General features: G+C 60.9%; 14 protein-coding genes. 13 read left to right on the top strand and 1 reads right to left on the bottom strand.

What is annotated here, in order from left to right:
• The first annotated feature begins 39 nt into the window (after positions 1 to 39).
• From RL_RS29060 to RL_RS29105, 10 genes are all read left to right on the top strand, one after another.
• Positions 40 to 924: a LysR family transcriptional regulator gene (locus RL_RS29060; RefSeq protein WP_011654358.1), complete on the top strand. Its 885-nt coding sequence runs from the start codon at positions 40 to 42 to the stop codon at positions 922 to 924.
• Positions 925 to 1,085: 161 nt separating this feature from the next.
• Positions 1,086 to 1,352: an acylphosphatase gene (locus tag RL_RS29065; protein ID WP_041936852.1), complete on the top strand. Its 267-nt coding sequence runs from the start codon at positions 1,086 to 1,088 to the stop codon at positions 1,350 to 1,352.
• A gap of 156 nt (positions 1,353 to 1,508) precedes the next feature.
• Entirely contained in the window at positions 1,509 to 2,159 is a 651-nt protein-coding gene (locus RL_RS29070) for a Rieske 2Fe-2S domain-containing protein (RefSeq protein ID WP_041936834.1), read from the top strand.
• On the top strand, positions 2,156 to 3,001 hold the full coding sequence (locus RL_RS29075; protein WP_011654361.1) for an aromatic ring-hydroxylating oxygenase subunit alpha: 846 nt from the start codon (positions 2,156 to 2,158) through the stop codon (positions 2,999 to 3,001). The genes RL_RS29070 and RL_RS29075 overlap by 4 nt, the downstream gene beginning before the upstream one ends.
• Positions 2,998 to 3,657, top strand: a complete 660-nt coding sequence (locus RL_RS29080; RefSeq protein ID WP_011654362.1) for a glutathione S-transferase family protein — start codon at positions 2,998 to 3,000, stop codon at positions 3,655 to 3,657. Before RL_RS29075 ends, RL_RS29080 begins: the two co-directional genes overlap by 4 nt.
• 1 nt (position 3,658) lies before the next feature.
• Positions 3,659 to 5,038 (top strand): amidohydrolase, encoded by a 1,380-nt coding sequence (locus RL_RS29085; protein WP_011654363.1) that lies wholly within the window; start codon positions 3,659 to 3,661, stop codon positions 5,036 to 5,038.
• 26 nt (positions 5,039 to 5,064) lie between these two features.
• Positions 5,065 to 6,162 carry a BMP family ABC transporter substrate-binding protein gene (locus tag RL_RS29090; protein WP_011654364.1) on the top strand — a complete coding sequence of 366 codons (1,098 nt, stop codon included), beginning with the start codon at positions 5,065 to 5,067 and terminating at the stop codon, positions 6,160 to 6,162.
• A gap of 3 nt (positions 6,163 to 6,165) precedes the next feature.
• The gene (locus RL_RS29095; protein ID WP_011654365.1) at positions 6,166 to 7,689 is read left to right on the top strand and encodes an ABC transporter ATP-binding protein; all 1,524 of its coding nucleotides are present in this window, start codon (positions 6,166 to 6,168) and stop codon (positions 7,687 to 7,689) included.
• Positions 7,686 to 8,786, top strand: a complete 1,101-nt coding sequence (locus RL_RS29100; protein ID WP_011654366.1) for an ABC transporter permease — start codon at positions 7,686 to 7,688, stop codon at positions 8,784 to 8,786. Before RL_RS29095 ends, RL_RS29100 begins: the two co-directional genes overlap by 4 nt.
• Complete coding sequence (locus RL_RS29105) at positions 8,783 to 9,694, top strand: ABC transporter permease (RefSeq protein WP_011654367.1); 912 nt, start codon at positions 8,783 to 8,785, stop codon at positions 9,692 to 9,694. Before RL_RS29100 ends, RL_RS29105 begins: the two co-directional genes overlap by 4 nt.
• 98 nt (positions 9,695 to 9,792) lie before the next feature.
• On the opposite strand, the gene RL_RS29110 is transcribed toward RL_RS29105, so the two are convergent.
• Positions 9,793 to 10,326, bottom strand: a complete 534-nt coding sequence (locus RL_RS29110) for an NUDIX hydrolase (protein WP_011654368.1) — start codon at positions 10,324 to 10,326, stop codon at positions 9,793 to 9,795.
• Positions 10,327 to 10,422: 96 nt separating this feature from the next.
• Here RL_RS29110 and RL_RS29115 point away from each other — a divergent pair, with 96 nt between their 5' ends.
• The 3 genes from RL_RS29115 to RL_RS29125 all read left to right on the top strand — a co-directional run bounded on the left by RL_RS29115 (position 10,423) and on the right by RL_RS29125 (position 13,855).
• Positions 10,423 to 11,067, top strand: a complete 645-nt coding sequence (locus tag RL_RS29115; RefSeq protein ID WP_011654369.1) for a DUF47 domain-containing protein — start codon at positions 10,423 to 10,425, stop codon at positions 11,065 to 11,067.
• On the top strand, positions 11,067 to 12,071 hold the full coding sequence (locus RL_RS29120) for an inorganic phosphate transporter (protein ID WP_011654370.1): 1,005 nt from the start codon (positions 11,067 to 11,069) through the stop codon (positions 12,069 to 12,071). Before RL_RS29115 ends, RL_RS29120 begins: the two co-directional genes overlap by 1 nt.
• Positions 12,072 to 12,541: 470 nt before the next feature.
• Entirely contained in the window at positions 12,542 to 13,855 is a 1,314-nt protein-coding gene (locus RL_RS29125) for a CmpA/NrtA family ABC transporter substrate-binding protein (protein WP_028743134.1), read from the top strand.
• Positions 13,856 to 13,901: the final 46 nt, after the last annotated feature.

Here is a 13,901-nt window from a genome sequence, read left to right on the forward strand (position 1 = left end):
AATGTATGTCAAAAACGTACAATCAAATGGAAGAACGCTATGGAGGCTGTCAACCTAAATCGGCTGGCCTATTTTGCAGCCGTCGTAGATACCGGCTCGTTCACCAAAGCTGCCGAGCGCCTCGCGATCACGAAGACGGTCGTCAGCCAGCAGGTTGCGCGGCTGGAAGCTGAGTTGAAAACCAGCTTGCTTCTTCGGACAACACGACGCGTCGAGCCGACTGAGGCCGGCAAGCTTCTCTACGCGCGCTGCGTCTTAATTTTCCGCGAAGCCGGAGACGCGGTCGATGAAATCACCCGCGCAAATTCTGAGCCGACAGGCATGCTACGCATTGCTGCGCCCAATGATTATGGTGCGAGCACGATCGCTCCGATTGCTGCGGCCTTTATCCAGAAGTACCCCGCTTGCAGGGTCGAGCTTCTGCTCGCCGATACGAAGATGGATCTGCTCGCCAATCAGATCGATCTGTCAATCCGCGTTGGTTGGCTCGATGACTCCAGTTATCAAGCGAGACGGATCGGTTCGTTCCGGCAGTTTCTTGTTGCGTCTCCGAGCTTCTCCGCCACGCTCAGTTTGAACAGCCCAGAGGATGTGGCGGGCCAGCCGTTTATCGCCAACCTGGCCCTCAAGGAGCCGGTGGTCTGGAGGTTTATTCAGGGCGATTTCGACCGGCGAACCGTGCGGATGCAACAGAGCCTCATGAGCAATTCGACGCCTGCGGTTCTCGCGGCCACGCTTGCGGGGGCAGGCATATCCGTCCTGCCGGATTTTCTGGCTGGAGAGCATATAGAGGCTGGCCGACTGATAAGATTGTTGCCGGACTGGACCCTGCCTGCCGGAGGAATTTATGTCGTCTATCCGGCAGCTCGGTTTCGTCCGCCCAAGGTCACGGCTTTTGTCGCAATGCTGACTGGTAGTTGCTAGCGTGGCTCAGACTGCGCCAACGCGCAGGTATACGGTGGCAGGAATTGGTATGTTGCCGCAGGGATTTGCAAAGGAAATTCCGACGCCATATTCTCGTTTTTGACGATGACCCCTTCCCCAAGTTCCTTCAGGCGCTGTGGTGTAGGAAAACAAGGGCGAGCATGGGACAAGAGACAAGCCACCTTCTGGAGCGGATGACGATTGTCGGGGATCTCGAGGTTGCCTCCTTCGTTCCCTGGATCCGGCGCCACGCTGCCAAGCTTGGGCTCTCGCACACTATATCTCATATGAGTTCCATGCGGATCGAACTTGAGGTTGCTGGGCCGGAGGAGTTGATCGACATGATGGAGATGGGATGCTCTCTCGGGCCTATCGACGTATGGGTCGAGAGGATAGATCGAGCGGCGATCAGCGGCGAAAGGACCTAGTCCGGGCTGTGACGTATTTTCACCCGTGCATATTATTTACTCAATGTTGCCAATGCGAAATAATTATGCAAACCTGATAGGGTTGCGGCGGAATTGCCGCGGCGCCGACGCGGGACTTGATCGGCAAGCTTTTGGTTTTGTTTGGGAATTCTAGTCATGCCTTCCGATACGACGGGCTTTTGGACGCCAGTCGCCCTTTCCCGGGATTTGCCGGTCGGAACCGTCATGCCGGCTTGGACGGCAGCCGGATCGATTGCCCTGTGGCGGAGCGCTTCGGGGCGCATATCGGCATCGGCGGATCGCTGTCCGCACCGCGGCATGCGCCTGTCTCACGGCTTCGTGCGTGGCGAGGCGCTTTCTTGTATTTATCACGGCTGGAGCTATGGCCAGGCCGGAAACTGTCTTCGCATTCCGGCCCATCCGGGGCTGACGCCGCCGGAAACTATCCGCGTCGCCACCCATGACGTCGAGGAAGCGGGCAGCGTGATCTGGGTGGCGGTGGGCACGCCCGCATCGAAGCCGCCGGGGCTTGAGGGCCTCGTTCCCCTGCGCTCCCTGACGGCGTTCGCCGGCATCGCGGCGATCGAGGCGGCGGCCGGTGCGAAGGCGAGCCCTGGCGGTCTTGTCGAAATCGACGCATCCACCGGGGCCGTCTGTCTGCTATTATCCGCCCAAGAAGACGGACAGACGCTGATCCATGTGCTGCTGAAGAGTGATGCCGGCCTTGCTGCTGGCATCGGCGCTTCACGGGCGGCCGAAAGCCTGCGCCGCCGGGCTGAGGGTCTTCAGAGGGAGATCGCGCAATGACCATGCAGGCGATGATCGACGAATGGTATCCGGTCGGGCTTTTTAGCCAGCTCGACAGCACCGGCCGTAAGACGGCGCTGATGGGCGAGCCGATCGAAGTGGCGCGCGATGCCGATGGCAATGCGCAGGTGACGGGCGGGGATGGGCGTGCTCTGCCGGTGCGCATGCGTTACGGTCATGTCTGGTCCTCCCTCGGCGAGCCGAAGAAGGAGCTTTTTCCCATTCCCGAGGCTGACCAGCCCGGCCGTCGCTTCGTCGATGTCGGCGTGGTGCGCGTGCGCTGCTCGCCGCTCCGCGCCGTCGAGAATTTCCTCGACATCGCCCATTTCCCCTTCGTCCACACCGACATTCTCGGCGCGGAGCCGCACACCGAGGTCCAGAACTACAAGGTCGAGATCCGCGAGGAAGAAGACGAGGTCTGGGCAACGCAGGTGAAGTTCTACCAGCCGCAGGCCGCCAAGTCGGCAAGCGGCGGGATCACGACGGAATACATGTACCGCGTGCCGGCGCCCACCTGCTCCGTGCTTTACAAGACCTGCCCGCCGCGCCCGAGCGAATGGGATGTCATCACGCTCTTCGTGCAGCCGCTGGCCGAGGACCTCTGCGACGTCTGGCCATGGATGGCGCTCTTCGATGACGAGACCGCGATGACCGACCTCATTCACTTCCAGCAGACGATCTTTCTGCAGGACCGTTCGATCCTCGAAAACCAGATCCCGCGGCTGTTGCCGCTCGACCCCGGCATGGAAATCCCGACGCGCGCCGATCTGACATCGATCGCCTACCGGCGCTGGCTGAAGCGCCACAATTATACCTACGGCGCACAGCTGGTGGCGCAATGAAGCTCTACGACTATATTCTCTCGCCCAGTTGCTACAAGGTGCGCCTGATGGCCGCGCTGACCGGCGTGAAGCTTGACTTGCGCCCGGTGGATTTCCATCCCGGCGCCGAGCATCGCGGCCCCGAGCTGCTTGCGCTCAACCCGGCAGGCTCCATTCCGATCCTCGAGGATGGCGACCTGATCCTGACGGAATCGTCGGCGATCCTCGTTTATCTCGCCACCAAGGCAGCACCCGAATGGCTCGACAACGGTACGGCCGAGGAAGCGGCGCGGGTGCAGCAATGGCTGTCGTTCTCCGGCCGGCTGACAGCAAGCCTCGGCGGCGCGCGGCTCCATGAGATGCTGCTGCGGCCGGGCGACATCGGCGCGCTGCAGGCCCAGGGCATCGCCGCCCTTCGCGAGCTTGAAGCCGGGCTTGTCGAGCAGGGTCTCCGCGGCATGCGTTTCCTCGCCGCCGACCGGCCGACAATTGCCGACATCGCCTGCTTTCCCTATGTGGCGCTGGCGCCCGATGGGGGCGTCACGCTGGATGCTTATCCTGCGATCCGGCTCTGGTCCCGCGCGCTGCGCGCCCTCGACAAATTTATCGAGATGCCAGGCATTCACCGGCTGCACGAATTGAAGCCCGAACCTCAGATCGAATCGGGCGAGGCGTGAGATGGCTGGTTATCTCCTGAAGAACTGTGCAGCCGTGATCGTCGACGAGGGCAAAGGGCCGGTCGTCCATCGCAATGTCGATCTCCTGACCAAGGGTCCGGCGATCGTGGCGATCGGCGAAAATCTGGGGGCGGACGCCCTGCCTGCCGGCACGACCGTTCAGGATGCTGCCGGCTGGTTCGTCTATCCGGGCCTCGTCAACACCCATCATCACTTCTTCCAGTGCTTCGTGCGCAACCGTGCCGATCTCGACTGGACGAAGCTCTCGGTGATCGAGTGGCTGGACCGCATCTACCCGATCTTTTCGCAGCTCAACGAGGAGTGCTTTTACCACTCCTCCGTCACGGCGATGGCCGAGATGATCAAGCATGGCTGCACCACGGCCTTGGATCACCAATACAATTTCCCCCGGCACGCCGGAAAGCGGTTGATCGACCGCCAGTTCGAAGCCGCCGAACTGCTCGGCATGCGCTTCCATGCCGGCCGCGGCGGCAACACCCTGCCGAAGTCGGAAGGCTCGACCATTCCTGACGAGATGCTGGAAACGACGGACGAATTCATCGCCGATTGCGCCCGGCTGATCGACGCCTATCACGATACCAGCCCCTTCAGTATGCGCCAGGTCGTGGTCGCCCCCTGTCAGCCGGTTAATTGCTACCGCGAGACTTTCCTGGAATCGGTGGCACTGGCGCGCGATCGCGGTGTCATGATGCATACCCATGTCGGCGAAGGCGAAAGCCCGGTCATTCAGGCGCGCCACGGCATGCGCACGGTCGACTATCTGGAAGAACTTGGCTTTGCCGGACCCGACGCCTTCTATGCTCATTGCTGGGAGCTCAACCACGACGAACTCAGGAAGATGGCGGCCAGCGGCACCGGCGTCGCGCATTGCCCGGAACCGGTCTATCTGGTCGGCGCTGAGGTTACCGACATTCCCGCCATGGCCGCCTTCGGCCTGCGCGTCGGCCTCGGCTGCGACGGCGCTGCCTCCAACGACAATTCCAACCTGATGCACTGCCTGCACTCCGCCTATATGCTGCAGTGCCTCGTCTCCTCCAGCCGTGCCCATCCCGTGCCGCCGCCGGTCGATTTTCTCGGCTACGGCACGACCGGCGGTGCCAGTCTGCTCGGCCGGCGCGATATCGGCCGGCTTGCGCCCGGCATGGCCGCCGACCTGTTTGCGATCGACACCCGGCGCATGGATTATGTCGGCACGCGCCACGATCCGCTGAGCCTGATTGCCCGCGTCGGCATCGGCATGGCGACGGATATGACCATGATCAATGGCCGCATTGTCTGGCAGAAGGGCGAATTTCCCGGGCTCGACGAAGCCAAGCTGGCTGCCGATGCCGAGGCCGCACTATCTGCCGTGGAATTCTAAAAAAACCAAAAGAGGGAACTGAGAACATGACCAAACTGACCCGCAGAAATCTGATGACGGCGGCTGCCGCCACCGGACTTGCCGGCGTGCTCGGCAGCCGCCTTGCTTTGGCCGCCGACGAGCCGCTCGGCATCACGCTGGTAATCCCCTCGCCCGTCGGTGACGTTGGCTGGGGGCATGCGCTTGCCGCCGGTCTCGAGCCGATCAAGGCCGCTTACGGCGACAAGGTGAAGGTTACCGTGCTCGAGAATATAGCGGAGGGTCCGGATGCCGACCGCATCATGAACAAGACGGTCGCGGACGGAAACAAGTTCCTGATCGCCGGCTCTTTCGGCTATCAGAACGGCGCCTTGCAGATCGCCCGCCGCGATCCGAGCGTCACGGTTCTGCACGCCTCCGGCTTCCAGGTCGCTCCGAACTTTTCGCCTTTCGCTGCCAAATATTTCCAGGGCACCTACCTGCTCGGCATGGCTGCGGCAGCACTTTCCAAGACCGGCAAACTCGGCTCTGTCTCCGCCTTTGCCATCCCCGAGCTCATTACCTCGATCAACGCCTTTACGCTCGGCGCCCAGGCCGTCAAACCCGATATCGAGGTCTCGGTGGTCTGGGTGAACTCATGGTTCGATCCGGCCAAGGAGCAGGAAGCCGCCAAGGCCCTGATCGCGCAGAAGTGCGACGTGATCTTCTCCAACGCCCAGGACACGCCGTCCGTCATCTCGGCTTGCGAGGAAGCCGGCGTTTACGCCTTCAACCTCAATTCCTCGATGAAGAAATATGCGCCCAAAACCTATCTCGGCTGCATCGCGACGGACTGGTCGCCGTTCTTCAAGGCTTCGGTCGATGCCCATCTCGCCGGCACGTTCAAGGGCGCCAATGCGTTCCTCGGCGTTGCCGACAAGGTCGTCGAAGTGGTCGACTGGAATCCTGATATTCCGGCTGACGTGATGACCAAGATCAAGGAGATCGAGGTAAAGATCGCCGACGGCAGCTTCTCGCCCTTCACCGGGCCGATCGCCAAGGCCGACGGCAGCGAAGCTGTCGCATCGGGTGCGACCATGGCCGACCCCGAGATCATCGCCATGAACTGGCACGTCAAGGGCGTGTCCACGCCGCTGCCGAAATAAGTCATGATGGCCCCGCTCCTGTCGCTGCGCGGCATTTCCAAGAGCTACGGTCAGATCCATGCCAATCAGGCCATCGATCTGGACGTGGCGCCGCAATCGATTCATGCGATCCTCGGGGAAAACGGGGCGGGAAAATCGACGCTGATGAAACTGATCTACGGCGTCGAGCAACCGGATGACGGAGAGGTCGTCTGGGAAGGAAACCCGTTGCGCCTCGCCTCCCCCGCCGAGGCGAGGCGCCACGGCATCGGCATGGTGTTCCAGCATTTCTCGCTGTTCGAGACCTTGACCGTCCTGGAGAATATTCGGCTGGTCGTGCCGGGCCGCAAGGCTGAGCTCAAGGAACGCATTCGGACGCTTGGACGGGAATTCGGCCTCGAAGTCGACCCGCTTGCTCATGTGCATGCGCTGTCCGTCGGCGAGCGGCAGCGGGTGGAGATCATCCGAAGCCTGATGACCAATCCGAAGCTGCTGATCCTCGACGAGCCGACCTCTGTCCTGCCGCCGCAACTGGTGGAGAGGCTCTTCGACACGCTGCGTCGGCTGCGCGACGGCGGCGTTTCCATCCTGTTGATCTCCCACAAGCTCGAAGAAATCCGGGCGATCTGCGACCGGGCGACGATCCTGCGCGGCGGACGCGTGACCGGGGATGTCGACCCGCGTGAACATGATGCCCATGACCTTGCCCGCATGATGATCGGCCATGACATGCCGGCGCCGATGGCGGCGCTGCCACTGTCTGGTGGCGAAAAGCGGCTGGAGATCATCGGTTTGGATTATCAGCCCGACGATCCCTTTGCGGTGCCGCTCTCCGGCATCAGCCTTGCGGTGCGTGCCGGCGAAATCCTCGGGATCGCCGGTATTTCGGGCAACGGCCAAAGCGAGCTTGCCGCGTTGATTTCAGGCGAGACGGTGCTGGGGCGCGACCAGCGCGACCGGATCTACATGATGGGGATGGATGTCGGCAGGCTCGATGCCGCCGCACGGCGGACGCTCGGATTTGCCTTCGTTCCGGAAGACCGGCTCGGACGCGGCGCCGTGCCCGAAATGTCGCTCGTCCTCAACAGCCTGCTGACGGCCCATCCGCTCAAGCTTTTGCGCCACGGTCTCGTCGACGGGGCGCGGGCGCGGGCGTTTACCGATGATTGCATCCGTCAGTATGATGTGCGCACTCCCGGCTCGGATGCGGAAGCCGGCACCCTGTCCGGCGGCAATCTGCAGAAGTTCATCGTTGGCCGTGAAATCATGCTGTCTCCCAAATTGCTCTTCCTGGCGCAGCCGACCTGGGGCGTCGATATCGGCGCCGCGTCCGCCATCCGCAGCCGTCTGGTCGCATTGCGCAATCAGGGCATGGCGATCCTCGTCATTTCCGAGGAACTGGAAGAACTGTTCGAACTCTGCGATTCCATCCAGGTGCTGCATCACGGCCAGCTCAGCCCGCCGCTCACAACGCGGGACACGAAGCCCGAGGAGATCGGCCGATACATGATCGGGGCACAAGCCTCGCCCGAGAAAGTCCGTATATGAGCGCTTGGTCCCTTGCTTTCGTTCCCACCCTGGTCCGCCGGGAGCGCGCCTCGGTTGCCGCGGCCCTGTGCGCACCTGTCATAGCGCTCGGGGGAGCGATCGCACTTAATCTCGGCCTCTACGTTTTGATGGGCCGCGACCCTGTCGCTGTTGTCTATGCGATGCTTTTCGAGCCCTTCCTTTCCTGGGCGTCATTTTCGGAAGTACTCCTCAAGGCAGGACCGCTCCTTCTGATCGCACAGGGGCTGGCGATCGGCTTTCGCGCCAAGGTCTTCAACATCGGCGCCGAAGGCCAGTTCATTCTTGGCGCGATCTTCGCCTCTGCCATTCCGGTCTGGTTTCCCCAGGCAACAGGCCAATGGATCTGGCCGGCGATGCTGTTGCTCGGCGCCATCGGCGGCGCTCTCTGGGCTTCTCTCACCGCCTTCTGGCGCGTGCGCCTCAACGCCAACGAGATTCTCGTTTCTTTGATGCTGAGCCTCGTTGCGGCGCAGCTGCTGAACTATCTGCTGCTCGGCCCCTGGAAAGATCCGAATGGCTTCAACTTCCCCCAGTCGGTGATGTTTCAGTATGATGCGATGGTGCCGACCCTGATCGCCGGTACCCGCGTCAATGTCTCGTTCCTCATCACGCTCGCTTTGTCGGTTGCGGCCTGGGTCTTCATGCAGAGGAGCTTCATCGGCTACAAGCTGCAGGTCGGCGGTCTGGCGCCGCGGGCTGCCGGCTATGCCGGCTTCAGGGAAGGTTGGGCGATCTGGCTTTCGCTGCTGATCGGCGGTTTTGCCGCCGGTCTTGCCGGTGCCGCCGAAGTCGCCGGTCCGCTCGGCCAACTGCAGCGTTCGGTCGCGAGCGGTTATGGCTATGCGGCCATCATCGTCGCCTATCTCGGCGGCCTGCATCCGATCGGGATCGTGATCTCGGCGCTGGTCATGGCGGTCATCTATATCGGCGGCGACAATGCCATGGTCTCGGCCAACCTGCCGATCGCCGCCGTCCGTGTCTTCCAGGGCAGTCTGCTGCTCGCTTACCTGATCGCCGTCGCCTTCGTGCGCTATCGCCTTGAATGGCGCCGCGCCGCCCACCGGAGCCCATCATGAACGCCATCGAGTTCATTCTTGCCGGCATGCTTGCGGCTGCGACCCCGTTTCTTCTGGCAGCCCTCGGCGAACTGGTGGCCGAGCGCGCCGGCGTCCTCAACCTCGGGGTCGAGGGATTGATGGCCTTCGGTGCCGTGCTCGGCTTCATCGTCGTCTACCAGGGCGGCGGACATCTCCTGGGTTTCGTCGCAGCCGGGCTCGGCAGCGCTGTCCTTTCACTGCTCTTTGCCTTCGTCACGCTGGGATTCCGGGCAAACCAGGTGGCGGCGGGCCTTGCCATCGGCATCCTCGGCCAGGGCCTTTCCGCGCTTTTCGGCAAGACCTATGAAAGCCTCACGATCAGGGGACTTCCGAAGCTCGCCCTTCCCGGGCTTTCGGAATTGCCGGTCGTCGGTGGCCTTTTCGCCCAGGACATCGTCGTGTGGATTTCACTCGCCGCGACCCTCGCCTTGTGGGCGATATTTGCCTACACCAAGCTTGGCCTCATCGTCCGCGCCGTCGGCGAGAACCCGAAGGCCGCTCACGCCATCGGCTATTCGGTAATCTCAGTCCGCGTCCTCGCCATTACCTTCGGCGGTGCGATGGCCGGCTTCGCCGGCGCCTATGCGTCGGTAGTCTATACACCACTTTGGGCCGACGGAATGATCGCCGGGCGCGGCTGGATCGCCATCGCCCTCGTCGTCTTCGGGACTTGGCTCACCGGTCGTATCTTCCTCGGCGCCTGCCTCTTCGGCGCGGTCTCGCTGATGGGCCTTGCAGCCCAGGCAACCGGCCTGGACGTTCCCTCGCAGTTGCTCTCGAGCCTGCCATATCTCGTCACGATCATCGTGCTCGGCATCATCTCCGCTGACCGTCGTCTGCTGAAACTGAACGGCGTGGCTTCGCTAGGCGAACCATTCGAGCGATAGGACATAGTGCGGAAAGCGTTTTTCGGGATCAAACGCCTACTGCATAATTCCGTAAAAGGACGCGCGGCGCTGCAACGCGTCGGCGATAAAGCCTGTGGTCAGCCGCGATCGCGTTTCTTGCGGCCGTGCGCCTCAAATTGGACGAGCAGCGACTTGAGTTCGATCTCGCGAACGCGTCTTGCCGCTTCATCCGGGCTGACCCATTCGAGAATACGTAGACCCCGTTCCTTGAAATCGCTGCTGATTTCCGTGACTTCAAGCTGAAACATGTCGACGATACAGGGCGCCACATCGCCATTGTCGAGTTCTTTCAGATAGGTATAGCGGCCAACCGGCTTCTTCTTCACCACCCCGCGCACGCCTGCCTCCTCCCAGGCCTCGATTGCTGCTGCTTCGAAAGGCTTTTTCCCTTTCATCGGCCATCCTTTCGGGATGACCCAGCGTGCGCTCTCGCGCGATGTGATCACCAGGATTTCGACCTCGGATCCGCCATTGCCGTGACGGAAGCAAAGTGCGCCGTATTGTTGACGGAATGCACCGGCGAACAGCATTTCAGGAACAGCAGCGAGCTGCCGCAGCAGTGGCTGGGACTTGTCCGGTCGAGGCTTCCTGCCTTTTTTGCTAGGCGTCATATCGATTGAGTTACCGAATTTGCTTGTTGCTTCAACTGCCTGAGCGTGTTTATGACACTTTTATGACAATCGGCCGCACGAGGAAGGTTCGCAGGCATGATGAGCATTTTTCGCAAGCTGATGCCACGGGAAGACAGATTCTTTGAGATGTTTTCCAAGCACTCGAAGACCGTCGTTGCTGCCGCGCATGCCCTCGATCAACTCCTGAAGGGCAATGACGTTGAGAAAAACTGCGAACGTATCGTCGCATTGGAAAACGAGGCGGACGACGTCACGCGTGAGGTTCTTCTTGCCGTTCGACGAAGCTTCATCACGCCCTTCGACCGGGGTGACATCAAGGACCTCATTCAGTCGATGGATGATGCGATCGACATGATGCACAAGACAGTCAAGACGATCCGCTTGTTCGAACAATCGAGCTTCGACCCGCTCATGCAGGAGATGGGCAGTGAAATCGTCAAGGCGGCAAATCTTGTAGCGGAAGCGATACCCCTCCTCGACAGACTGGGAGCCAATGCACAGCGTCTCGCGGCCATCGCGGAGGAAGTCACCCGGGTGGAGGGCCGTTCCGATGAGCTCCACGACCAGGGTCTGAAGGATCTGTTTCTGCGTTATGGCGTCGGCGGCGATGCGATGGCATATATGATTGGAAGCGAAATCTACGGAGAACTGGAGAAAGTCGTCGACCGCTTCGAGGATGTCGCCAATGAAATCAGCGGCATTCTCATCGAGAACGTCTGATGGATGCCTCCCTCGCTCTGCCGCTGCTGGTCGGCCTGGTCGTTATCGCCCTGTTCTTCGACTTTCTCAATGGTCTGCATGACGCGGCCAATTCGATCGCCACGATCGTCTCGACCCGCGTCCTGCGGCCACAATATGCGGTCGCCTGGGCGGCGTTCTTCAATTTCATCGCATTCCTGTTCTTCGGCCTGCATGTCGCCGAAACACTGGGGACCGGCATCATCGATCCTGCGATCGTTTCGCCACAAGTGATCTTCGCAGCACTCATGGGCGCGATCATCTGGAATATCATCACCTGGATTTTCGGGATTCCGTCGAGCTCGTCGCATGCGCTTGTCGGTGGGCTGGTGGGGGCGGGTCTCGCAAAGGTGGGCTTCAGCTCGATCGTCTGGAACGGCCTTCTAAAAACCGTCGGTGCTATTTTCGTATCGCCAGCCATCGGCTTTCTACTTGCCCTGGTGCTCGTGCTGGCCGTCTCCTGGCTATTCGTCCGGCAAACACCATTTGCGGTGGATCGCACATTTCGCGTCATGCAGTTCGTGTCCGCTTCGCTCTATTCGCTTGGCCATGGCGGGAACGATGCGCAGAAGACGATGGGCATCATCGCGGTGCTCTTGTTCAGCCAGGGATATCTCGGCCCGACATTCTACGTGCCTTTCTGGGTGGTCATTTCCTGCCAGTCGGCAATGGCTCTCGGTACGCTCTTTGGCGGATGGCGGATCGTTCATACCATGGGGTCGAAGATCACCCGGCTCAACCCCATGCAAGGTTTCTGCGCAGAGACCGGCGGAGCGTTGACACTCTTCGGAGCGACGTGGCTCGGTATTCCCGTTTCGACGACGCATACCATCACCGGAGCAATCGTTGGAGTGGGTGCGGCTCGTCGTGTCTCAGCCGTGCGCTGGGGATTGGCGGGCAACATCGTGATAGCCTGGATCGTCACGATGCCGGCGGCTGCAGCAATATCCGCGGCGTTCTACGGCCTCGTATCTTTGCTGCAATGAAATGAGGGGATGGCGAGGCAATCGCCACGCATTGACCTTCCCCTCCTCCTGAGCTTTCCCGGTGGCAATACCGACGAATAAGACGGGCAGAATCCGCCCTGCGGTCTGCGTGATCGCGACTTCCATATTGCGTGCACTGCACAAATAGAGCGCTTCCATGGCTGCGATTACGTTAGCAATCGCACAAAACGCAAGCAGAAAATAATAAGCCTAAGAAATAGGCATCCGTCAATTCTTCGCATTTCTCCTTTTGCTTCATGCCGTTACCATCTCCTCTCGAAATTGGCACGCTGCTTGCAGGTTCTGAGACGCATCGGTCAATGGCGACCGGCGCGGATAGGCGCGGCATAAGCGCCTACAATAGACACCGACGTCGCAAGGTTTTTGCTCCGGGATTCTCCCATCCCCTGGACGCAATTTCCGGCGGCGTTTTTTTGTGTCCAAATTCAGCCAGCAGAGGGAACCTGCGCATGACAAAGAATTTGCAGACTGGGATTTTTACAACCGGCATTACCCGCCGCAGCATGCTCAAGACGACCGCAGCGGCTGCCCTCATCAGCGCTGTCAAGACGGCCTTTCCGTCCGGCGCCTTTGCAGCCGGAGCAGGCCCTGAAGTGACAGGTGTCAAGCTCGGCTTTATCGCGCTCACGGATTCGGCGCCGCTGATCATCGCCAAGGAAAAGGGCTTTTTCGACAAGCATGGCCTTCCGGAAACGGATGTGGCCAAACAGGCCTCCTGGGGTGCGACCCGCGACAATCTCGTGCTGGGCGGCGCGGCAAACGGCATCGACGGTGCGCATATCCTGTCGCCGCTCCCCTATCTCATGCATACCGGCAAGGTGACGCAGAACAATAAACCGGTGCCGATGGCGATCCTCGCCCGGCTCAACCTCGACAGCCAGGGTATTTCCGTTGCCAAGGAATATGCCGAAACCGGCGTGCAGCTCGATTCCTCCAAGCTGAAGGCCGCATTCGAGAAAAAGAAGGCGGAGGGCAAGGAGATCAAGGCCGCCATGACCTTCCCGGGCGGCACCCATGACCTCTGGATCCGTTACTGGCTCGCCGCCGGCGGTATTGATCCGAACAAAGACGTTTCGACCATCGTCGTGCCGCCGCCGCAGATGGTTGCCAACATGAAGGTCGGCAACATGGACGTCTTCTGTGTGGGCGAACCGTGGAATGAGCAGCTCGTCAACCAGGGTATCGGCTTTACCGCAGCCACCACTGGCGAGCTCTGGAAGGGTCATCCTGAAAAGGCGCTCGGACTGCGCGCCGAGTGGATCGAAAAGAATCCCAATGCTGCCAAGGCCCTGCTGATGGCCGTCATGGAGGCTCAGCAATGGTGCGAAAGCATGGACAACAAGGCGGAGATGGCTGACATTCTCGGCAAGCGCCAATGGTTCAACGTTCCGACGAAGGACGTGCTCGGCCGCCTCAAGGGCGACATCAATTATGGCAACGGCCGCGATGTCAAAGCCACCGACCTCTATATGAAGTTCTGGAAAGACGGCGCCTCCTATCCGTTCAAGAGCCACGATAGCTGGTTCATGACGGAAAACATCCGTTGGGGAAATCTGCCGGCGAGCACCGATATCAAGGCGCTGGTCAACCAGGTAAACCGCGAAGACATCTGGCGCGAGGCCGCCAAGGATCTCGGCGTCGCGGCGGCCGATATTCCGGCATCGTCGTCTCGCGGCAAGGAAACCTTCTTCGACGGCAAGGTCTTCGACCCTGAAAATCCCTCCGCCTATCTCGACAGCCTTTCGATCAAGGCTGTCTCCTGACCCGCTCCGGCGCGCGATGGCGCGCCGGCCTTTCATTCACGTGAGG

The organism is Rhizobium johnstonii 3841, assembly GCF_000009265.1.
GTDB classification, from domain to species: Bacteria; Pseudomonadota; Alphaproteobacteria; order Rhizobiales; family Rhizobiaceae; genus Rhizobium; species Rhizobium acaciae.

Coding starts and splice junctions, on each gene's coding strand:
- RL_RS29070 (WP_041936834.1), top strand. CDS start 1,509: ATGCCTTCCGATACGACGGGCTTTTGGACGCCAGTCGCCCTTTCCCGG.
- RL_RS29080 (WP_011654362.1), top strand. CDS start 2,998: ATGAAGCTCTACGACTATATTCTCTCGCCCAGTTGCTACAAGGTGCGC.
- RL_RS29090 (WP_011654364.1), top strand. CDS start 5,065: ATGACCAAACTGACCCGCAGAAATCTGATGACGGCGGCTGCCGCCACC.
- RL_RS29120 (WP_011654370.1), top strand. CDS start 11,067: ATGGATGCCTCCCTCGCTCTGCCGCTGCTGGTCGGCCTGGTCGTTATC.
- RL_RS29115 (WP_011654369.1), top strand. CDS start 10,423: ATGATGAGCATTTTTCGCAAGCTGATGCCACGGGAAGACAGATTCTTT.
- RL_RS29060 (WP_011654358.1), top strand. CDS start 40: ATGGAGGCTGTCAACCTAAATCGGCTGGCCTATTTTGCAGCCGTCGTA.
- RL_RS29110 (WP_011654368.1), bottom strand. CDS start 10,326: ATGACGCCTAGCAAAAAAGGCAGGAAGCCTCGACCGGACAAGTCCCAG.
- RL_RS29085 (WP_011654363.1), top strand. CDS start 3,659: ATGGCTGGTTATCTCCTGAAGAACTGTGCAGCCGTGATCGTCGACGAG.
- RL_RS29105 (WP_011654367.1), top strand. CDS start 8,783: ATGAACGCCATCGAGTTCATTCTTGCCGGCATGCTTGCGGCTGCGACC.
- RL_RS29100 (WP_011654366.1), top strand. CDS start 7,686: ATGAGCGCTTGGTCCCTTGCTTTCGTTCCCACCCTGGTCCGCCGGGAG.
- RL_RS29065 (WP_041936852.1), top strand. CDS start 1,086: ATGGGACAAGAGACAAGCCACCTTCTGGAGCGGATGACGATTGTCGGG.
- RL_RS29075 (WP_011654361.1), top strand. CDS start 2,156: ATGACCATGCAGGCGATGATCGACGAATGGTATCCGGTCGGGCTTTTT.
- RL_RS29125 (WP_028743134.1), top strand. CDS start 12,542: ATGACAAAGAATTTGCAGACTGGGATTTTTACAACCGGCATTACCCGC.
- RL_RS29095 (WP_011654365.1), top strand. CDS start 6,166: ATGATGGCCCCGCTCCTGTCGCTGCGCGGCATTTCCAAGAGCTACGGT.